This window comes from Serratia sp. 4542, from assembly GCF_016805595.1.
Lineage (GTDB): Bacteria > Pseudomonadota > Gammaproteobacteria > Enterobacterales > Enterobacteriaceae > Serratia > Serratia nevei.
In genome coordinates, this window is the sequence record NZ_RXKV01000021.1 from 16,099 (window position 1) to 35,173 (window position 19,075).

Sequence of the window (19,075 nt, forward strand, 5' to 3'; positions counted from 1 at the left end):
TCGTTTCCTGCTGAAAAGGCCGCTTTATGCGGCCTTTCTTTTATCCCCCTGCCGTTCAAAGAGCATTTTTGGCCACCTTTTTACCCCCGGTTTACCCTTGCGTAACGGCGCACTCACGCCTATTATCAAAGTATATTCTTGGATAATTAAGCTAAGTCACTGTGACCTGAATGTCGTTTTTGCGGGAGAACTAAAACCATGGATCGCGTCAATATCATTCACGATTTACTAGACTGGATTGAAACTCATCTGGACCAGCCGCTGCTGCTGGATAACGTCGCCGCCAAATCGGGCTACTCCAAATGGCACCTGCAGCGCATGTTCCGCAGCACCACCGGCCACGCGCTCGGCAGCTATATCCGCGAGCGGCGTCTTTCGCAGGCGGCGCAGGCGCTGCGTTCCAGCCCACGCCCGATCCTGGATATCGCCCTGCAATACCATTTCGACTCTCAGCCTTCGTTCTCACGCGCCTTCAAGAAACAGTTTGGCAAAACCCCGGCAGTCTATCGCCGCACCACCCGCTGGGACGTCGCGGAATGGCCGGCGCAGCCGGTAGAGGCGGAGGCCGAACCGCGCCACGATGCCCCTACGCTGCCTCGTTGGTATGCGGGCAAGCCGCCGGAAGGCGTCTGCACCAGCTGGATGGGGCTGCGTTAATCGGCACGGCATAAGGCACAAAAAAAGGGTCAGTTCGCGAGAACTGACCCTTTTTTTATTGAAGCGACACCGGATTATTTGAAGGTGACGTCGACGTTGGCAGTGGCATTGAACACCCCGGTCTTCGGCGTATTGGTCAACCACTTCAGGTTCGCGATAAAGGTCTCTTTCACTTCGTTCTGCTTATCCTGCAGCACGCCGCCGAAATCCACGTTGGTTTGCAGTGGGATCGGTTTTTTACTGGTGTCGCGCTGCTGCGTCAGGAAGATCGCCACGCCCGGTTGGGTGGTTGGCAGGATCTGCGTGTTGTCTGACGGATCGGCGTTGGTGCTGCTGAAACTGGCCTGCAGAGATTGGCCGGCACATTCGCCGCCGCTCAAGGTAGCCTTGATATCGAACGGCACCTGCTTGGCGATAGTGCCGGTTTTGGCGCTGGAGCTGGTTAGCACGCCGAAATCGACGCTGGCACCGTTGTTAGCCAACACGGTGATCTGCGGGTTGCACTGGATCACGCGGATCTTGTCCAACCCTTTGATATAGGCGTTAAAGTTGCTGTCTTTGGTGGCGTTCAGCCCCAACTCACCATCGATCTGGAACAGCGACGCGCGCGCCAATGGCGGGAAGTTACCCGCCGGCGGTTTCACCCCGGTGGCTTTGATATACACCGAATAGGTGGCAGTCACCGCCTGAGGATCGGCTTTTCTTCTGTTACTACCCGGTTTGGTACCCGGCCCCAAATCAGGGCCCGTCGGCCGGTTGGAGCTTTGCTTCAGGTTAATCGCGTCATAATCACGCCCGTTGATCGATACCCCAATCTCCAGCGACTTATCCAGTGCACCGAACGAGTTCTGCGGGTTCCAATAGATGTAAGCGTTCTCTCCGCGCGGGTAGTTATCCGTATCCCAGCAGGTAAAGGTGGAGGTAAAGTTCTGCGAACGCCAAATCAGGTTGCCTTTGACGAAGTCGCTGGCGGCCAGCACGATCGGGCGGCCGACGTCGATATCCTGCGTTACGCTGCCAACCGGGTTTTTTGAACCCGTCGAGTTGCCGAAGCGGCACTGCATCGCCGCCGCCTGTTGCGCCATCGCCAACCCCGCCAGCCCCACCACCGACAGAAGTGTGTTACGTGCTAATTTGCTCAAGTTCATGGTGTACCTTACAGTTTTTGGCATTGCAGGGTCAGTTCCTGATATCCCATGGCCGCTTGTTTGTCGCCCACGTCCGCCGGAATCGGCAGTACGCATTGCTGATCGGCTTTCGGACCCCATTTGATCGTCAGTTTCTCACCCGCTTTCACGCCGGAAACATAGGTTGCGCCTTCCAGACCCACGGTGCCGCTGTTGCGGCCGGACTCGTTGAACACGCCGGCGCCGATGGCCGGATAACCGTTGTCACCCAGACGAGCATGAATCAGCAGGCTGACGCCCTTGAAGGTATCGAAGCTCACCTTCACCACCGATTTCTCGGTCGGCACCACTTGTTTACTGGCCACCGGCACATCCAGGCCCGGGCCGAAGTCTTCGGTGCGCAGCGCCACATAGTTGTAGCGGTACGGGTTGGCCGACGGCACCACCGCATAACCGAAGCGATCGATGGTCACGCCCGGCTGGTTTTCCAGACGCACGCCTTTGGCATCTTTCGCTTCCACCAGCAAGATGGTGTTCTGCAACGGCTGAGTCAGGGTCGCGCCGCCGGAGTGCACCAGCAGACCACCGGAGAGGCCCAGTCCTTCCTGGCGGTATTTCGAACTGTAGGCATAGCTACCGTCGATGTTACCGATGCTGCTGCTGTAGCCCAGGTTCAGGTTGCTGCTCTGACCGGAGGACTGCGTATGCCCGGTGGAAACCGAGTAGTTCATGCGACGGTCGTCCAGCATGGTGCCGCTGATGCCGGTCGAGTAGCTGTCGCCGCTCTGTTTGCTGTGCGCCGCGCTGAAGTTGGCGGTGGTCGAGTTGTTGCTCTGGCCCCAATCCAACGGGATCGACATCGTGAAGTTCACGCTGCGATCGGAATAACCGTACTGGCCGCGCGTATCCTGCAGATAAACGCCGTAGGAAATGCGCTTGAAGCCGTCGTTGTAACCCAGTTGAATCGTGCGGTCGTTGCCGGACACGCCCCAGTAATTCTGGTGGCTCACGTTGGCGTACAGGCTGGCGCCCGCCCACAGCTGCTGGCTGAGCGACAGCTCGACGCGTTCACGCTTGTTGCCGTAACGCGCAGTGTATCGGGTACGTTTCTGGTTGTTGCTCCAGGAAGGCTGGCCCGGCTGCAGATCGTTCGGATCCCAGTAATCATTGGCATAAATGCCGTTGCGCCAGCTGTTGCGCTCCTGGACCGCATCGCTGAGATCATAGTAACCGGAAGTCGCATAGCGATAGCCCGCCAACTGGAAGTTGGTGCCCATCTGGTTAAGCGACTTGGAGTACAGGAAACGGAAGCTCTGCCCCTGCTTGCGATCGCCGTTCGCCAGCTCGGTATCGGAGATCGAACCGTCCACGGAGATGGCCCCCCATGACCCCAGGCTCTTACCGATACCCACGGCAGCGGAACGGTAGTGCTCCGCGATGATGGCGCCGCCGAACGGCGTCAGGCCATAGTTCATGCCGTATGCCGCGGTGCCCTGAATCAGTTTCGGCTGATAGCCGCCGTTACCGTTGTGGTATTTACCGGCGGTCAGCTGGAAGTTCCAAATGCCTTCGCGCAGCATGTTGGCCACGGAAGAGTAGGCGACGCTGAACGTTTTGTGCGAACCGTCGGCCTCGTTCACGGTGACCTGCAGGTCACCGTTATTGGTATGCGGATAGACGTCGTGGATCTCAAAAGGACCCGGCGCGACGTTGGTGCTGTAGATGACGTAACCGTTCTGGCGAATTTCGACGCGGGCGTTGGTCGCCGCCACGCCGCGCACCACCGGCGCATAACCGCGCAGGCTGTCCGGTAGCATGTCGTCAACGCTGGAGAGTTGCACCCCACGGAACTGGAAGCTGTTGAACACGCTGTTGTTGGTGCTCGCCTGGCCCATCACCAAACGGCTGCGCCATGGCACGATATCGGTTTCGGCCCAGGAAGAGACGTTGGTCCAGTTGCTGCTGCTGCCACTCTGCTTATCCCAGGTGGAGTTGTTGCGCAGGCGCCATCTGCCCAGGTTGAGGCCGCTGTTCAGCGCGAGGAACATGTACTCGCTGTCGTCGGCGTCATCTCGGCGATAGCTGTTCTTGTTGTAGTTGAAGTTATAGTTGGCGAACAGCGCGTTGATGCCTTCATCGTACATGCTTGGCGGGATCGCCCCGATCGCGCTCAGATCCATCATGGTCTGCGGCACGGAAATGTTGATCTGCTGCACCGCCGCGTCATAGCTGACGGTGGCGTCTTTAATCAACTCAGACACATCAACACAGCTGCCGGCCTGCAGCGTTTCCGGCAGTTTGATGCCGTAGTTGCGTAGGTCTTCAACTTTCAGGCAGGGTTGAGACGCGGTCTGGCCTTTAACCTGACGAAAAGTAACATCCTTATGATCGACCTGAGTCAGGTTGACGTAGATGTCGAATGGGTAAACGCCCGGTTGCAAAGCATCGCCCTGAGCGACCGCTTCCGCGTTGCTCAGGTTTTCATCGCCGTGAATAAACGACATGTTAAACTCTGCCAGCGCCGCTTCACTCCATAACATCGGCGCACTGGCGGCAATGATTGCAATTCGGATCAGCTGTGTCAGCCGCGTCGTTCCGCCTGCTACTTTTCGTTGATTTGCCATTCCCTGTCTCTCTTATTGTACTGGAACGTCCTTGACTTCCGTTCTACCGCCAAAATCGTTGATATAACTGAAAGCAATCTTGTTGCCGACGCTGACGCCCGCCGGGATGTTGATCGATAAGCGATCTTTCGGGCTCACCATGTTGGCGTCCACATCCACGGTCTTGCCCGCGCTGTTTTTCAAATGCAGCGCCCCAAAGGTGATATGCAGCGGGCCATCGTTAATCACTTGCAGACGTGAACCTTCACGCTGCCAACGCAAGTTTTGTACTTGCTCGTCCAGCGTCGTTTTCAACGCCACCGGCCGGTAAAAAAGTTTGATTCGGGTACGCACCGCAACCTGCAGCACGTTTTCCTGCTTCGGCGCCGGTGGAATTTCCTGCACGTTAATCCACAACAGGGTTTCTTTATCCTGAGGTAAGCCATTACCGGAATAGATAAAGCGCAGAACGGCAGTTTTAGCAGCGTCCAATTTCAGAATCGGTGGAACGACAACGACAGGCAGATTTTTCGGCACTTGGTTTCTGTCACCGGTGTCCAGCCAGGTCTGCACCATATAAGCTTCTGAAGCATCGTTATGAATCGGCAGAGAGGCGGATTTGTCATCGCCTTTATAGATCACGCGAGTGGCATCTACCTGGATACCGGCGTAGCTGTTAAAGGCGCCCAGCATCAGCAGAGCAGCAAAGAACTTTTTCATCGGTTTCCTCTACGGGCCATCCTTGGCCGTGTGTGTCCTGAAAGACGATTATTTGTATTCGATAGTGAACGGGCTGGTAGCGTTAGCCAGACCTGCAGTTACGTTGCTATCGAATGAACGGTAACGTGCCTGCAGGTTGAAGGTCGCTTTACCGTCAGCAGCGATGGTGACTTTCGCTACGTCGTCGTTGATGTTGGAACCGTCGCCGATAGCGAATGGCTTGCCGTTGTTGTCAGTGATTTCGATACCCACGCCGGTAGCTGCAGCGCCGGTGCCGCCCACGTTGCTTACGGACAGCAGGTCTGGGTTGCCAGCAACGGTGTTACCGTCGAAGCGCAGGCTGTAATCGCCGGCATCACATTTTTCCAGAGAGATCTGGAAAGCTTTAGAAGCGGATTTAGAACCCACGGTTGGGAAAGCAGAAGTTGGGTAAGTACCCAGGTAAACTTCTTTATTCTGAGTATCGCTAGTTACCTGGCAGGTAGACTGTTTGATTTCACCGGTGAATTTAACAGTGCCGTTTGCTGCCATTGCGTTGGAAGCAGTTGCAGACAATACCAGGGCAGCCAAAGGCAATAATACTTTTTTCATTTCCAGCTCCATAGAACAATAAAATAATCGATTCAGTGGCGGGCTTATATATATATTGCCGCCACTGAGCATACACTCAGCGATAGCACTCCCTTGCTGAAAAGGAGCGTTGCCTCGATGAACTCATTGCCGGACGAAATATAGACTAAGCATATTCTTAATGTTAAATCGTTTAAAACATTCATAAGGCCCCTCTTGATAGGAATAAACTATCGGCGGATACCTATCGATCGATGTTGACGATTCATATGAATAGGAATAATCTGTGTTTGGGAAAGCTGCAGAGTTCAAGATTTTGCATTAAGGCCTGAAAATCAGAATATTATCCCGAATATTTACATTTAGTAACAGATTGCGACGTTTGGACTTTGGCACGAATTACGCGTTAAATGGTCTGTCGACACGCTTCGGCCATCCTGACGTTTTAAATAAGAAATTTACCAATAAACTCGGAGTAACTTTCTTTTTAATCATTTAAAATCAACAAGTTAAATATCAATCCAAGGATTGGGAAATGAGCGGTTCTTTCAGAGAGAAAAATAACGGCATTAATTATGTTTTTCAGCCAATGTTCGCGAAATCGGGACAATTGCTGGCCGTTGAATGTCTGTCTCGCTTTACGTTTAATAGCGAATATGCCCATTTTTCTCCTGAACAGTTCTTTCGCCACGCCGACAGTGCCACTCGGATTGAGATTTTGATGGATCAGATCAATCTGATCGATAAATACAAACACTGGTTTCATGAAAACCAAGTGATAGCCACTTTGAATGTTGACGATTATTCCCTGCAATCGCTGGCGAATACTCACTTTGCCGAAAGAATTAACGCTATGCGCTGTATTCATTTCGAGATCAGCGAGAATTCAACCCGGCTGGTGAAAGATCGCGTGCACGGCGATCCGTCATTGAATAGTTATTCATTTTGGCTCGATGATTTTGGTTCTGGCTATGCGGGTTTTTCCGCGTTGTACAACAGCCAGTTCCGCTTCGTTAAGCTCGACCGTTTTCTGCTTTGGGACTTCATGAAAAAGTCCGGCGGCGAGGGCTTGATGCGCGCGTTACTGCGCTTCTTTTACCTTAATCATTACAAGGTAATTATCGAAGGAGTTGAAACTCCCGAACACAAGAAATGGCTGGATGAAATGCCATATTACGCACTGCAGGGAAAGCTGTGGAAGGAATCCAGCATCAAGGATTTGAACTCGCTTCTTACAGCTGAATACTTTTAACTCGGTATTGGTGTTTGCCCTATGTCTAAAAACAACGTTCTTGTGATTAGTGAGTGTAAGTACAGCTATGTTGGCCTGTCGGTGCTGCTGAAGAAACACTACGGCGCGTACGATATCCGCCTGTTTTCCGATTTCATGCACGGTGGCGCCAAAGCAGAGAAGATCACCAAGCACGATATCGCGCTGATTTTCACCTCGCAAAACCTGGAACAGAGCGTCAACGTGATCGAAAGCCTGGTGTCCCTGCACCAGCAGTACAACAGCAAAACGCGCCTGTTGGTGTTCTATGACGACGAGCGCGTGGTGAAACTGCTGTCGATCCTGGGGATTTCCGTCGAGTTGGTCTCCACCCGCATTCCGCTTTATTCGCTGCAGGAAAAAATCCAGCGGCTGCTGGAAAGCAAAGAACCGGGCGGCATCAGAGTGCAGAAAACCCGCGAGCTCAGCCCGGCGGAAAGCGACGTGATCTTCAATCTGCTGCGCGGCGACAGCCTGCTGCACATTGCGGAAAAGCGCGGTACGCACCCAAAAACCATCTTCTCGCAGAAATACAGCGCGATGAAAAAGCTGCGGCTGCGCAGCATGAGCACCATCTTCGTCGCCGGCAAATAACCGGCCCTGGCTTGTTGCGCGGTACGCCGCGCGGCAACCGGCCCTCCCCCGCCAAGTTAAATTAATGTAACAACCGGCGACAAAGCAGCAACAGACACACAACATCCTCTCCTGTTGGCTACGATTTGCACACGGATTATCCGTGAGTCATGTCGTGTGGATTAAAATAAACATCAGGAGATGTTATGAAGTCGTCCTTATTCAGCCGCTACACCTGCTTTGTGCTGAGCATCTTGCTCACCCTGGTTTTCTTAATCATGATGCGCAACCATCCGTGGTTCTGGCTGCCGGCCCTGGCCTGCGGTGGCTTGATGGTGCTGGGTTTCTACGATCTCACGCAGCAGCGCCACGCCATCTGCCGCAACTACCCGATCATCGGCCGCCTGCGCTTCTTCTTCGAATTCATCCGTCCGGAACTGCGCCAGTATTTCCTCGAGCAGGATAATGAAGAGATCCCGTTTTCGCGCACCCAGCGCACGCTGGTGTATCGCCGGGCGAAAAACGAGATGGGCGACAAGCCGTTTGGCACCCTGCTGGACGTCTATCAAACCGGCTATGAGTGCATCGGCCACTCCATGCGGCCGGTGGAAGCCGCCGATCCGACCAGTTTCCGCATCACCATCGGCGGCGCCGACTGCCGCCAGCCCTACTCCGCGTCGATCTTCAACATTTCGGCCATGAGCTTCGGCGCGCTCTCCGCCAATGCCATCCGCGCGCTCAACCTGGGTGCAGCCAAGGGCAATTTCTACCACGACACCGGCGAGGGCAGCATCAGCCGCTATCACCGGGAAAACAACGGCGATCTGGTGTGGGAGCTGGGCAGCGGCTATTTCGGCTGCCGCACCGCCGACGGCCATTTCGATCCGCGGCGCTTTGCCGAACAGGCACAAAGCCCGCAGGTGAAAATGATTGAAATCAAGCTCAGCCAGGGCGCCAAACCCGGCCACGGCGGCATTCTGCCGGCGAAAAAGGTGGATGCGGAAATCGCCGCCACCCGCGGCGTGCCGGAAGGGGTCGATTGCATTTCGCCGGCCTCGCACAGCGCCTTCACCACTCCGCTGGAAATGATGCATTTCATCCAGCAGCTGCGCGAGCTGTCAGGTGGCAAGCCGGTCGGTTTCAAGTTGTGCATCGGCCATCCGTGGGAGTTTGTCGCCATCGTCAAGGCGATGCTGCACACCCGCATCCTGCCGGATTTTATCGTGGTGGACGGCAAGGAAGGCGGCACCGGCGCCGCGCCGCTCGAGCTTTCCAACTATATGGGCATGCCGCTGCGCGAAGGGCTGCTGTTCGTGCATAACACGCTGGTAGGCTGCGGCCTGCGTGACCAGATCAAGGTAGGCGCCAGCGGCAAGATCATCAGCGCCTTCGACATCGCCAGCGTGCTGGTGCTCGGCGCCGACTGGGTGAACTCGGCGCGCGGCTTTATGTTCGCCGTCGGCTGCATCCAGTCGCAAAGCTGCCACACCAACCACTGCCCGACCGGCGTGGCGACGCAAGATCCGCTGCGGCAAAAGGCGCTGGTGGTGCCGAACAAGGCGGAACGCGTCTACCACTTCCATCAAAATACGGTGAAAGCGCTGGCGGACATGCTGGCGGCGGCCGGCGTCAGCCGCCCGGAGCAGCTGACCTCGCACCATATGCTGCGCCGCATCACGCCGACCGAGATCAAGGTGTACGCCGATATCTATTACTACCTGGAGCCGGGCGCGCTGCTGCAGCCGGAGATCAAAAGCGAGTTCTATGCCCGCATGTGGCGTATGGCGACGCCCACCAGTTTCGATCAGGCGATCTCGCTGCCGGCGGCATGATGGGATAAGGAATAAAAGGGAGTTGCCCCCTCGCCTTGGGGAAGAGCATATGGAGAGGGGTTGCTTGCTACGGCGGCCCTCCCCCTCAACGGCGAGAGGGCGTATCGGTTACTGCTTGCGCACCGGCGCATCGCCGGCGACGTAATAGTCGGCGGTGCTGCGCGGCAGCGGCGCGCGCTGGCGAATGCGATCGGCTAACTTCTCGGCGATCATGATGGTGGTGGCGTTCAGGTTGCCGGTGATGATCAGCGGCATGATCGACGCATCCACCACCCGCAATCCTTCCATGCCGTGCACCCGGCCCTGACCATCGACCACCGCCATCTCATCCTCGCCCATCTTGCACGAGCAGGACGGGTGGAAGGCGGTTTCGGCGTGCTCGCGCACGAAAGCGTCCAGCTGCTCGTCGGTCTGCACCTCCGGCCCCGGGCTTATCTCGCGGCCGCGGTACTCGTCCAGCGCCGGCTGCGCCATGATCTCGCGCGTGATGCGAATGGCGTCGCGGAACTCCTGCCAGTCCTGCTCGGTCGCCATGTAGTTGAACAGAATGCTCGGGTGCTGGCGCGGATCTTTCGATTTCACCTGCACCCGGCCACGGCTCGGCGAACGCATCGAGCCGACGTGCGCCTGGAAGCCGTGCTCTTTCACCGCGTTGCTGCCGTTGTAGTTAATCGCCACCGGCAGGAAGTGATACTGAATATTCGGCCAGGCGAACTCTGCGCGGCTGCGGATGAAACCGCCGGCCTCGAACTGGTTGCTGGCGCCGATGCCGGTGCCGTTGAACAGCCATTCCGCGCCGATCTTCGGCTGGTTGAACCATTGCAGCGCCGGGTACAGCGACACCGGTTTCTTACAGGCGTACTGCAGGTACATCTCCAGGTGATCCTGCAGGTTTTCCCCGACGCCCGGTAGATCGTGCACCACGTTGATATCCAGACTTTTCAGCAGCGCCGCCGGGCCGACGCCCGAACGCTGCAGGATCTGCGGCGAGGCGATGGCGCCGGCGCACAGCAACACTTCGCGCCGCGCTTTGGCGTGGGTCAACTGATTGCTGTCGCCCTGCAAATAGTTGACGCCCACCGCACGCTTGCCGTCGAACACGATGTGGTCGGTCAGCGCATGGGTGACGATTTTCAAGTTCGGCCGCGAACGCGCCTGATCCAGATAACCGCGGGCGGTGCTGGCGCGGCGCCCTTTCGGCGTCACGGTGCGATCCATCGGGCCGAAGCCTTCTTGCTGGTAGCCGTTCAGATCGTCGGTGCGCGGGTAACCCGCCTGAACGCCGGCTTCCACCATGGCGTGGAACAGTTCGTTGTTGCCGGCTTTCGGCGTGGTGACGCTCACCGGACCTTCGCCGCCGTGGTAATCGTTCGGGCCGATATCGCGGGTTTCCGCCTTGCGGAAATACGGCAAGCAGTCCAGATAGGTCCAGTCTTCCAGACCCGGCGCCTTGGCCCAGTTATCGAAGTCCATCGCGTTGCCGCGAATGTAACACATGCCGTTGATCAGGGACGAACCGCCCAGCCCTTTGCCGCGGCCGCATTCCATCCGGCGATTGTTCATATGCGGCTCAGGATCGGTTTCATACGCCCAGTTATAGCGGCGGCCCTGCAGCGGAAACGCCAGCGCGGCCGGCATCTGAGTACGGAAATCCATCCGGTAATCCGGGCCGCCGGCTTCCAGCAGCAGGACGCTGACGTCGGCGTCCTCGGTCAATCGGGTGGCTAACACGTTGCCGGCGGAACCGGCACCGATAATGATGTAGTCAAATTCCATTCATTATCTCCTAAATATTCGTATGCCTGAATGATGCGAATGGCTTGAATTCCGCACGCTGAATATAACAAGGCAGTTTTGGATGCGAAAAAGATATATCCCCTATGGATTTCGAGTTACAGCTAGGCGGCAAGGGCGCAGAGCCCCAGGAGCTTACTCAAGTAAGTGACTGGGGTCTGCGCTCGCAGCCAACAACGCTGTAGCTTGAAAGACGACGGGAATAGTTAAAATACCGAGGCGTATTCGCCCAGCTCAACCTGCACCGATTTGATCTGGGTGTAGTGCTCCAGCGTCGTCAGGCCGTTCTCGCGGCCAACGCCGGACTGCTTGTAGCCGCCGACCGGCATTTCCGCCGCCGACTCGCCCCAGGTGTTGATCCAGCAAATACCGGCTTCCAGCTGGTGGATCACGCGGTGCGCACGAGCCAGATCGTTGGTCACCACGCCCGCAGCCAGGCCGAAGGTGGTGTCATTGGCGCGGCGCACCACTTCCTCTTCGCTCTGGTAGCTGAGAATGCTCATCACCGGCCCGAAGATCTCCTCGCGCACGATTTCCATCTCGTCGCGGCAGTCGCTGAATACCGTCGGTGCCACGTAAGCGCCCTTGCCGAATTCGCCGTGGGTGACGCGTTCGCCGCCGCACAGCAGGCGCGCGCCGCTGTTCTTGCCGCTCTCGATAAAGCGCAGCACCGACTCCATGTGCGCGAAGCTGACCAGCGGCCCGAAGTTGGTCTGCGGATCGGTCGGATCGCCGAGGCGAATGCGCTTCACGCGCTCGAGGATTTTCGCCTCAAACTGCGCCTGCAGCGCCGCCGGCACGAAGACGCGGGTGCCGTTGGTGCACACCTGGCCGGAGCTGTAGAAGTTGGCCATCATGGCGATATCGGCGGCGCGATCCAGATCGGCGTCGTCAAAAATAATCAGTGGCGACTTGCCGCCCAGCTCCATGGTGACTTCTTTAAGCGTCGACCCCGACGCGTTGGCCATCACCTTCTTGCCGGTTTTCACCCCGCCGGTGAAAGAGACTTTGGCGATGCCCGGATGGTCGGTCAGGTACTGCCCCACCTCCGCCCCGCTGCCGGTCACCACGTTGAATACGCCGTCCGGCAGGCCGGCTTCGGTGTAAATTTCCGCCAGCTTCAGCGCCGTCAGCGACGTGACTTCGCTCGGTTTGAAGATCATCGCGTTGCCCGCCGCCAGCGCCGGCGCGGACTTCCACAGCGCGATTTGAATCGGGTAGTTCCAGGCGCCGATGCCGGCCACCACGCCCAGCGGTTCGCGGCGGGTGTAAACGAATGAGGTTTCGCGCAGCGGGATCTGTTCGCCTTCAATGGCCGGGATCAGGCCGGCGTAATACTCCAGCACGTCGGCGCCGGTGACGATGTCCACCGCGGTGGTTTCCGACATCGCTTTGCCGGTATCCAGCGTTTCCAGCGCCGCCAGCTCATCGTTGCGCTCGCGCAGAATATCCACCGCGCGACGCAGGATGCGCGAACGCGCCATCGCCGTCATCGCCGCCCACACCTTCTGCCCGCTGGCCGCGCTGGCCACCGCACGATCGACGTCTTCAGCGCCGGCGGACTGGACTTCAGCCAGAACTTCGCCGTTCGCCGGGTTAATGGCGTTGAAGGTTTTTCCAGCGGTGCTGTCTACATAGGCGCCATGAATATAGAGCTTCTGCAAGCCAAAACGGGACATAGGATCTCCTTGGGTTATCCTCCGGGCGGCGTCTGCCCCCGGAGTTGGAACGTGATGTATTCGGTCGTGAGCGCCAGCGCCTGCGACTGATTGAACGCCGAGCCGCGCAGCGCGCTGCGCAGCCACAGTCCGTCGATCAGCGCCGCCAGCCCCTTGGCCGCCAACCGCGCCTGCGGCTGCGGCATGACGCGGCGAAACTCGGCGCACAGGTTGGAATAGAGCCGGCGGCCGTTCACCTGCTGCAGCCGGTTGAGCTGCGGTTGGTGCAGACTGCTGGCCCAAAAGGCCAGCCAGGTCTTCATCGCCGCGCTGTTGATCTGGCTGTCGTCGAAGTTGCCGGCGACGATCGCCTGCAGCCGCGCCGCCGGGCTGTTATCGGTCAGCGCCTGCAAGCGCAGCTTCACCGCCTCGCCCAGATGGCTGATCAGATAGCGCATCGTGGCTTCCAGCAGGCCGTTCTTGTCCTTGAAATAATGGCTGATGATGCCGTTGGAAACGCCGGCCCGCCGCGCGATCTGCGCGATGGTAGCGTCATGCATTCCCACTTCGTTTACCGCGGCGAGCGTGGCATCAATCAACTGCTGCCTTCTGATTGGCTGCATTCCTACCTTTGGCATATTTCGACTCTCACAAAACCGACTTCGGCCTTATCTCAGCGGGCAAATTTCACTGCCGTTTCGCCCGTGATTCAGGTCATCATGAGGACTATTAAACTTTTTTTTGATTGAACGTTCAATAAAAATTGCATATATTTTATTGCCGCCTGGTTAAAAATTTGTACTATCTGGTTGTGGAACTGGCTGATTTTTGTGAGGTAATTAACGAATCTGACCAAAATCAGTGGCTGTAAGCGGTTCCCGCCGCGAAGCGCTCCGGCGCTTCGTTGACAGGCGAAAGCGGCGTTACTCAGGCCATTCCCGCAGGGATGGTCGCCGCCTTCATTCGCCCGTATTCCGGCAGCGCTAACGCGCCGCGGAATACGGAGCGGCACGATTTTACTCAGTTCAGAGGATGACGATGACAACACGCGAAACCTCCTCCAAACCGCAGCAGGACCGCCTCAACCCTGTGGTTTTCTTCACCTCGGCGGGGCTGATACTGGCCTTCTCGCTGATGACCATCTTTTTCACCGACTTCTCCGGACAGTGGATTACCCGCACGCTGAATTGGGTGTCGACCACCTTCGGTTGGTACTACCTGCTGGCGGCGACGCTGTACATCGTGTTCGTGGTGTTTATCGCCGCCTCGCGCTTCGGTTCGATCAAGCTCGGGCCGGAGCAGTCCAAGCCGGAGTTCAGCCTGATGAGCTGGGCGGCGATGCTGTTCGCCGCCGGCATCGGCATCGACCTGATGTTCTTCTCGGTGGCCGAGCCGGTGACCCAATACATGATGCCGCCGGAAGGCGACGCGCAAACGCTGGAAGCCGCGCGCCAGGCGATGGTCTGGACGCTGTTCCACTACGGCCTGACCGGCTGGTCGATGTATGCGCTGATGGGTATCGCCCTCGGCTACTTCAGCTATCGCTACAACCTGCCGCTGACCATCCGCTCGGCGTTGTACCCGATCTTTGGTAAGCGCATCAACGGCCCGATCGGCCACAGCGTGGACATCGCCGCGGTGCTCGGCACCATCTTCGGCATCGCCACCACGCTGGGCATCGGCGTGGTGCAGCTCAACTACGGCCTCAAGGTGCTGTTCGAGATCCCGGAAAACCTGACGGTGCAGGGATCGCTGATCCTGCTGTCGGTGATCATGGCCACCATCTCGGTCACCTCGGGCGTCAACAAGGGCATCCGCATCCTGTCCGAGCTGAACGTACTGCTGGCGCTGGGCCTGATCCTGTTCGTGCTGTTCTTCGGCGACACCGAATTCCTGCTCAACGCCCTGGTGCTTAACGTCGGCGATTACGTCAACCGCTTTATGGGCATGACGCTCAACAGCTTCGCCTTCGATCGACCGGTGGAGTGGATGAACAACTGGACGCTGTTCTTCTGGGCCTGGTGGGTGGCATGGTCGCCGTTCGTCGGTCTGTTCCTGGCGCGCATCTCGCGCGGGCGCACCATTCGCCAGTTCGTGGTCGGCACGCTGATCATACCGTTCGTGTTCACCCTGCTGTGGCTGTCTATCTTCGGCAACAGCGCGCTGTACCAGATCATTCACGGCAACGCCGAGTTTGCGCAGGAAGTGATGCAGTTCCCGGAGCGCGGCTTCTACAGCCTGCTGGCGCAATACCCCGGTTTCACCTTCAGCGCCTCGGTGGCCACCATCACCGGCCTGCTGTTCTACGTCACTTCGGCGGACTCCGGTTCGCTGGTGCTGGGTAACTTCACCTCGCGCCTGGCCGACATCAATAATGATGCGCCAAACTGGCTGCGGATTTTCTGGTCGGTGGCCATCGGCCTGCTGACCATCGGCATGCTGATGACCGACGGCGTGCCGGCGCTGCAGAAAACCACGGTGATCATGGGCCTGCCGTTCAGCTTCGTGATCTTCTTCGTGATGGCCGGGCTGTACAAATCGCTGCGGGTGGAAGACTACCGCAAAGCCAGTGCGCTCAGCACCCTGGCACCGGTGCCGGTCTCCAGCCACGACGTGCTCAACTGGAAGCAGCGCCTGTCGCGGGTGATGAACTACCCGGGCACCCAGTACACGCAGAAAATGTTGGATAAGGTTTGCCGCCCGGCGATGCAGGACGTGGCGCGTGAGCTGGAGCTGCGCGGCGCGAAAGTGGAATTCAGCGAAGTGCCGCCGACCGAGGACGAGCGTCTGAACCACCTGGAGCTGCTGGTGCACCTTGGCGAGGAACAGAACTTCATCTATCAGATCTGGCCGATGCGCTACTCGGTGCCGGGCTTCACCTACCGCGCCCGCTCCGGTAAGTCGCACTACTACCGGCTGGAAACCTTCCTGATGGAAGGCACCCAGGGCAACGACCTGATGGACTACAGCAAGGAACAGGTGATTGGCGATATCCTCGACCAGTACGAGAAGCACCTGAACTTCCTGCACATTCATCGCGAAGCGCCGGGGGGCACCCTGACCTTCCCGGATATGTGACGGTAGATAAATAACGAGAGGGCGTAGCCAGGCTACGCCCTTTTTTATGCCTGCTCGGCCGGCAAGTCGGCTTTCAGCAGCACCAGGGAACCGGCCAGCAACACCAGATCCTTGATTAAAAAGCTGGTGGCGCCGGCCATGGCCGGAAAACCGCCGGCGGAAGGCTCCCAGGCCCCCGGCGTGGAAAAGATCAGCGTCAGCGTAGTCAGGTAGGTTACCGTCGAACCGATCGCCCCCAGCAACCCCAGCCGCCGCGACCAGAATCCCGCCAGCAGCAGCAAGCCGAAGCTCCACTCGGCGACGCCCAGCGCATAGCTGGCGCCGCGGATGCCGAACGCCTGATGCATCCAGCTCAGCAGCGGGCTGTTGCCGATCAGCGGTACCAGCCCCTGCGCCTCGTAATCAAACCACTTGGCGTAACCGAAGGCGGCGAAGATCACCACCAGCGCCGCGCGCATAAAGATAACGTCCCCGTTCGAGCGCTGAAAGCGCCGCAGCCATGTCGCCAGCATCATCCTCTCTCCTTAAGTTGCCCACGGCCGCCGCGGATCGCCCGCTTGCGGCCGCGGGGTGCGGCGGCTTAGTGCCCCATCGCGTCCTTCTTCATTTCGTCTTTCTTCATGCCGTCTTTGGCCATACCGTCTTTCGCCATGCCATCCTTTTTCATCGCGTCTTTGCCCATCTTGTCTTTCTTCATGCACTCCTTGCCCATGCACGCTTTCTTCATGCCGTCTTTGGCCATGCCGTCGTGCGACATCTGGCTCATGCCGTCCTTTTTCATCGCGTCTTTGCTCATGCCATCGGCGGCGTTGGCACCGGCCACGCCCAGCATCAGCGCGCTGCACATCATCATTGCGAATAACTTTTTCATGGTATTTCCTTTCGTCATGTCAAAGGCACCGGGGTGCCGGAGAATGGCCGGCGGCGGCCTCAGCTGCCGCCAAACCAGTTGTAACCCTGGTCTTCCCAGTAACCGCCTGGGAAGCGGTTGGTGACCTCGATCACCTGAATGTGTTTCGGGTTCTTGTAGCCCAGCTTGGTCGGCATGCGCAGCTTCATCGGGTAGCCGTACTTGCGCGGCAAGATCTGGCCGTCATAGGTCAGCGCAATAATCGTCTGCGGGTGCAGCGCGGTGGCCATGTCGATGCTGGTGTAGTAATCGTCGGCGCATTTGAAGCTGACGTAGCGGGCGCTCAGATCCGCACCGATCGCCTTGAGAAAGGTCGCGAACGGCACGCCGCCCCACTTGCCGATGGCGCTCCAGCCCTCGACGCAAATATGGCGCGTCACCTGGCTAACCTGCGCCATCCGGTGCAGCTGCGGCAGGCTCCAGGCGCGTTTGTCCTGCACCAGTCCCGCCACCTCCAGCCGGTAATCGTCGCCGTTGATGTCCGGCGCGTCCTCCTCGGCGTAGAAAGCGTTGAACGGGAACGGCCGGGTGATCATCGATTCCGGGTAGACCGGCGCCAGGCGATCGCCATTGAACAGCCAGCCCTGTACCCGATCGTTGAAGCGCGAGATGCGGTTCAGCGCCTGTTCGACGTTGGCGTTATCGCTGAGATCGCAGCCGGTGAGCATGGCGATGCCGCCCAGCGTCAGGCCGTTGCGCAGAAAGCGGCGGCGCGAAGGCGCGCTCAACAGCCGCTGCGCTTCTTTGACGATCGCCTGCCCTTCAATGATCGTCATGATCTGTTTATCCTTTTCCATCATTCACTCCTTAGCGTCCGCGCAGCATGGCCAGCAGCGTCCGCGGCACCAGCGCCACCATCACCAGGTGAATCGCGACGAAGGCCACCAGCGCCGACATGGCAAAAAAGTGGATATAGCGCGCCGCCTCATAACCGCCGAGCAGCGTGCGCAGCAGCGGAAACTGCACCGATTTCCACAGCACCAGCCCGGACAGCGCGCTCATCACGCCGAGGATCATCACCGACAGATAGGCCACGCGTTGCACCATGTTGTAGTGGCGCAGGTCGGCGTGTTGCAGCCTGCCGCGCAGCGCGGCACCTATATCGGCGAGAAACTGCCGTGGGTTGAGCGGCCAATACTTGCGTTTGAAACGCCCGCTGGCCAGGTTGATCAGCAGGTAGCACAGCCCGTTGACGCCGAACAGCCACATGCCGGCGAAATGCCACTGCAGCGCGCCGCCCAACCAGCCGCCGAGCGTCAGCTCATTGAGAAAGCTGAAGTTGAACAGCGGCGAGGCGTTGTAGATGCGCCAGCCGCTGGTCACCATGATCAGCATCGCCAGCGCATTCAGCCAATGCGTCAACCGCAGCCACAGCGGATGCACAGTCTGTCGTTGTTCCGGGGTGAGAGTGAGGCTCATGCGAACTCCTGGCGACCAATGAGGCGATGAGCCGAGTATTCCCCGGATTTGTTCCCCAAGACCTCACGCAAAGTTAAATAAAATGTGATAACTCCGCCGGTGGGGGTTGTGTAGACTTCAGAGAGAAACGGGCAATCAGCGGTAATGAGAATGGACAAGCCAAAACGAATTTTGATCGTCGAGGACGACGGCGACATCGCCGAACTGCTGCAGCTGCATCTGCGCGACGAGGGTTACGCCATCAGCCACGCCGCCGACGGCAACCGGGGCATGGCGATGCTGGAACAGGGCGGCTGGGACGCCCTCATCCTCGATCTGATGCTGCCGGGCGTGGACGGATTGGAGATTTGCCGCCGGGCGCGCACCATGACGCGCTACACGCCGATCATCATCACCAGCGCGCGCTCCAGCGAGGTGCACCGCGTGCTGGGGCTGGAGCTGGGCGCCGACGACTATCTGGCCAAGCCCTTCTCCATGCTGGAGCTGGTGGCGCGGGTCAAGGCGCTGTTTCGCCGCCAGGAAGCGATGAGCCGCAACCTGCGCATGGACGCCGGCGTGCTCAGCTTCAACGATCTGACCATCGACCCCATCGCCCGCGAAGTGCACCTGCACCAGCAGCCGGTCGAGCTGACGCCGCGCGAGTTCGACCTGCTGTACTTTTTCGCCCGCCACCCGGGCCAGGTGTTCTCGCGCCTGAGCCTGTTGAATCAGGTTTGGGGCTATCAGCACGAGGGGTATGAGCACACCGTCAACACCCATATCAACCGGCTGCGCATCAAGATCGAGCGCAACCCGGCGGAACCCGAGCGCATCCTCACGGTGTGGGGCATGGGCTATAAATTCGCGGCCGCGCCGCAAGAGTGA

The 19,075-nt window shown here is 58.5% G+C and carries 17 protein-coding genes; 6 read left to right on the forward strand and 11 right to left on the reverse strand.

The window, feature by feature from the left end; genetic code table 11:
* The first annotated feature begins 198 nt into the window (after nucleotides 1–198).
* A complete protein-coding gene (locus tag EKL15_RS23860) occupies nucleotides 199–657 on the forward strand; it encodes a helix-turn-helix domain-containing protein (RefSeq protein WP_019454454.1) in 459 nt (152 codons plus the stop codon).
* 74 nt (nucleotides 658–731) lie between these two features.
* On the opposite strand, the gene EKL15_RS23865 is transcribed toward EKL15_RS23860, so the two are convergent.
* Genes EKL15_RS23865 through EKL15_RS23880 form a run of 4 tightly spaced genes read right to left on the reverse strand, consistent with a single transcriptional unit; the run spans nucleotide 732 to nucleotide 5,698 of the window.
* Nucleotides 732–1,799, reverse strand: a complete 1,068-nt coding sequence (locus EKL15_RS23865; protein WP_204275812.1) for a fimbrial protein — start codon at nucleotides 1,797–1,799, stop codon at nucleotides 732–734.
* Between the two features lie 14 nt (nucleotides 1,800–1,813).
* Nucleotides 1,814–4,408 (reverse strand): fimbria/pilus outer membrane usher protein, encoded by a 2,595-nt coding sequence (locus EKL15_RS23870; protein ID WP_084826566.1) that lies wholly within the window; start codon nucleotides 4,406–4,408, stop codon nucleotides 1,814–1,816.
* Between the two features lie 12 nt (nucleotides 4,409–4,420).
* Entirely contained in the window at nucleotides 4,421–5,107 is a 687-nt protein-coding gene (locus EKL15_RS23875) for a molecular chaperone (protein WP_084826567.1), read from the reverse strand.
* 48 nt (nucleotides 5,108–5,155) lie between these two features.
* Complete coding sequence (locus tag EKL15_RS23880) at nucleotides 5,156–5,698, reverse strand: fimbrial protein (protein WP_033647475.1); 543 nt, start codon at nucleotides 5,696–5,698, stop codon at nucleotides 5,156–5,158.
* A gap of 514 nt (nucleotides 5,699–6,212) precedes the next feature.
* On the opposite strand from EKL15_RS23880, the gene EKL15_RS23885 reads away from it, so the two are divergent.
* From EKL15_RS23885 to EKL15_RS23895, 3 genes are all read left to right on the forward strand, one after another.
* Complete coding sequence (locus EKL15_RS23885; RefSeq protein ID WP_033637688.1) at nucleotides 6,213–6,929, forward strand: EAL domain-containing protein; 717 nt, start codon at nucleotides 6,213–6,215, stop codon at nucleotides 6,927–6,929.
* A gap of 21 nt (nucleotides 6,930–6,950) precedes the next feature.
* Nucleotides 6,951–7,541, forward strand: a complete 591-nt coding sequence (locus EKL15_RS23890; protein ID WP_004939094.1) for a LuxR family transcriptional regulator — start codon at nucleotides 6,951–6,953, stop codon at nucleotides 7,539–7,541.
* 185 nt (nucleotides 7,542–7,726) lie between these two features.
* A complete protein-coding gene (locus tag EKL15_RS23895) occupies nucleotides 7,727–9,352 on the forward strand; it encodes an FMN-binding glutamate synthase family protein (RefSeq protein ID WP_100396881.1) in 1,626 nt (541 codons plus the stop codon).
* Nucleotides 9,353–9,460: 108 nt separating this feature from the next.
* Here EKL15_RS23895 and betA read toward each other — a convergent pair whose 3' ends face one another.
* The 3 genes from betA to betI all read right to left on the reverse strand — a co-directional run bounded on the left by betA (nucleotide 9,461) and on the right by betI (nucleotide 13,442).
* The gene (gene betA, locus EKL15_RS23900; protein ID WP_060421324.1) at nucleotides 9,461–11,128 is read right to left on the reverse strand and encodes a choline dehydrogenase; all 1,668 of its coding nucleotides are present in this window, start codon (nucleotides 11,126–11,128) and stop codon (nucleotides 9,461–9,463) included.
* 224 nt (nucleotides 11,129–11,352) lie between these two features.
* Entirely contained in the window at nucleotides 11,353–12,825 is a 1,473-nt protein-coding gene (gene betB, locus EKL15_RS23905) for a betaine-aldehyde dehydrogenase (protein WP_060440386.1), read from the reverse strand.
* A 14-nt stretch (nucleotides 12,826–12,839) separates the two neighbouring features.
* Entirely contained in the window at nucleotides 12,840–13,442 is a 603-nt protein-coding gene (gene betI / locus EKL15_RS23910) for a transcriptional regulator BetI (RefSeq protein ID WP_038880897.1), read from the reverse strand.
* A gap of 400 nt (nucleotides 13,443–13,842) precedes the next feature.
* Between betI and EKL15_RS23915 the strand changes: the two genes are divergently transcribed.
* The gene (locus EKL15_RS23915) at nucleotides 13,843–15,882 is read left to right on the forward strand and encodes a choline transporter (RefSeq protein WP_004939112.1); all 2,040 of its coding nucleotides are present in this window, start codon (nucleotides 13,843–13,845) and stop codon (nucleotides 15,880–15,882) included.
* 44 nt (nucleotides 15,883–15,926) lie between these two features.
* Here the strand turns inward: EKL15_RS23915 and EKL15_RS23920 are convergent, their stop codons facing one another.
* From EKL15_RS23920 to EKL15_RS23935, 4 genes are all read right to left on the reverse strand, one after another.
* Nucleotides 15,927–16,397 (reverse strand): YkgB family protein, encoded by a 471-nt coding sequence (locus EKL15_RS23920; protein ID WP_033637683.1) that lies wholly within the window; start codon nucleotides 16,395–16,397, stop codon nucleotides 15,927–15,929.
* Between the two features lie 65 nt (nucleotides 16,398–16,462).
* Nucleotides 16,463–16,753 (reverse strand): pentapeptide MXKDX repeat protein, encoded by a 291-nt coding sequence (locus EKL15_RS23925; protein ID WP_049272450.1) that lies wholly within the window; start codon nucleotides 16,751–16,753, stop codon nucleotides 16,463–16,465.
* Nucleotides 16,754–16,812: 59 nt separating this feature from the next.
* Nucleotides 16,813–17,589 (reverse strand): molybdopterin-dependent oxidoreductase, encoded by a 777-nt coding sequence (locus tag EKL15_RS23930; protein WP_060432139.1) that lies wholly within the window; start codon nucleotides 17,587–17,589, stop codon nucleotides 16,813–16,815.
* Between the two features lie 10 nt (nucleotides 17,590–17,599).
* Nucleotides 17,600–18,211: a cytochrome b/b6 domain-containing protein gene (locus EKL15_RS23935; RefSeq protein WP_100396878.1), complete on the reverse strand. Its 612-nt coding sequence runs from the start codon at nucleotides 18,209–18,211 to the stop codon at nucleotides 17,600–17,602.
* Between the two features lie 150 nt (nucleotides 18,212–18,361).
* Here EKL15_RS23935 and EKL15_RS23940 point away from each other — a divergent pair, with 150 nt between their 5' ends.
* Nucleotides 18,362–19,075, forward strand: coding sequence for a response regulator transcription factor (locus EKL15_RS23940; RefSeq protein WP_047728196.1), 714 nt, complete (start codon nucleotides 18,362–18,364; stop codon nucleotides 19,073–19,075).

Bases quoted from the DNA above. Each gene is read 5' to 3' on its own strand.
- EKL15_RS23860 (WP_019454454.1), top strand. From the start codon at position 199: ATGGATCGCGTCAATATCATTCACGATTTACTAGACTGGATTGAAACT.
- EKL15_RS23870 (WP_084826566.1), bottom strand. From the start codon at position 4,408: ATGGCAAATCAACGAAAAGTAGCAGGCGGAACGACGCGGCTGACACAG.
- EKL15_RS23875 (WP_084826567.1), bottom strand. From the start codon at position 5,107: ATGAAAAAGTTCTTTGCTGCTCTGCTGATGCTGGGCGCCTTTAACAGC.
- EKL15_RS23880 (WP_033647475.1), bottom strand. From the start codon at position 5,698: ATGAAAAAAGTATTATTGCCTTTGGCTGCCCTGGTATTGTCTGCAACT.
- EKL15_RS23885 (WP_033637688.1), top strand. From the start codon at position 6,213: ATGAGCGGTTCTTTCAGAGAGAAAAATAACGGCATTAATTATGTTTTT.
- EKL15_RS23890 (WP_004939094.1), top strand. From the start codon at position 6,951: ATGTCTAAAAACAACGTTCTTGTGATTAGTGAGTGTAAGTACAGCTAT.
- EKL15_RS23895 (WP_100396881.1), top strand. From the start codon at position 7,727: ATGAAGTCGTCCTTATTCAGCCGCTACACCTGCTTTGTGCTGAGCATC.
- betA (WP_060421324.1), bottom strand. From the start codon at position 11,128: ATGGAATTTGACTACATCATTATCGGTGCCGGTTCCGCCGGCAACGTG.
- betB (WP_060440386.1), bottom strand. From the start codon at position 12,825: ATGTCCCGTTTTGGCTTGCAGAAGCTCTATATTCATGGCGCCTATGTA.
- betI (WP_038880897.1), bottom strand. From the start codon at position 13,442: ATGCCAAAGGTAGGAATGCAGCCAATCAGAAGGCAGCAGTTGATTGAT.
- EKL15_RS23915 (WP_004939112.1), top strand. From the start codon at position 13,843: ATGACAACACGCGAAACCTCCTCCAAACCGCAGCAGGACCGCCTCAAC.
- EKL15_RS23920 (WP_033637683.1), bottom strand. From the start codon at position 16,397: ATGATGCTGGCGACATGGCTGCGGCGCTTTCAGCGCTCGAACGGGGAC.
- EKL15_RS23925 (WP_049272450.1), bottom strand. From the start codon at position 16,753: ATGAAAAAGTTATTCGCAATGATGATGTGCAGCGCGCTGATGCTGGGC.
- EKL15_RS23930 (WP_060432139.1), bottom strand. From the start codon at position 17,589: ATGGAAAAGGATAAACAGATCATGACGATCATTGAAGGGCAGGCGATC.
- EKL15_RS23935 (WP_100396878.1), bottom strand. From the start codon at position 18,211: ATGAGCCTCACTCTCACCCCGGAACAACGACAGACTGTGCATCCGCTG.
- EKL15_RS23940 (WP_047728196.1), top strand. From the start codon at position 18,362: ATGGACAAGCCAAAACGAATTTTGATCGTCGAGGACGACGGCGACATC.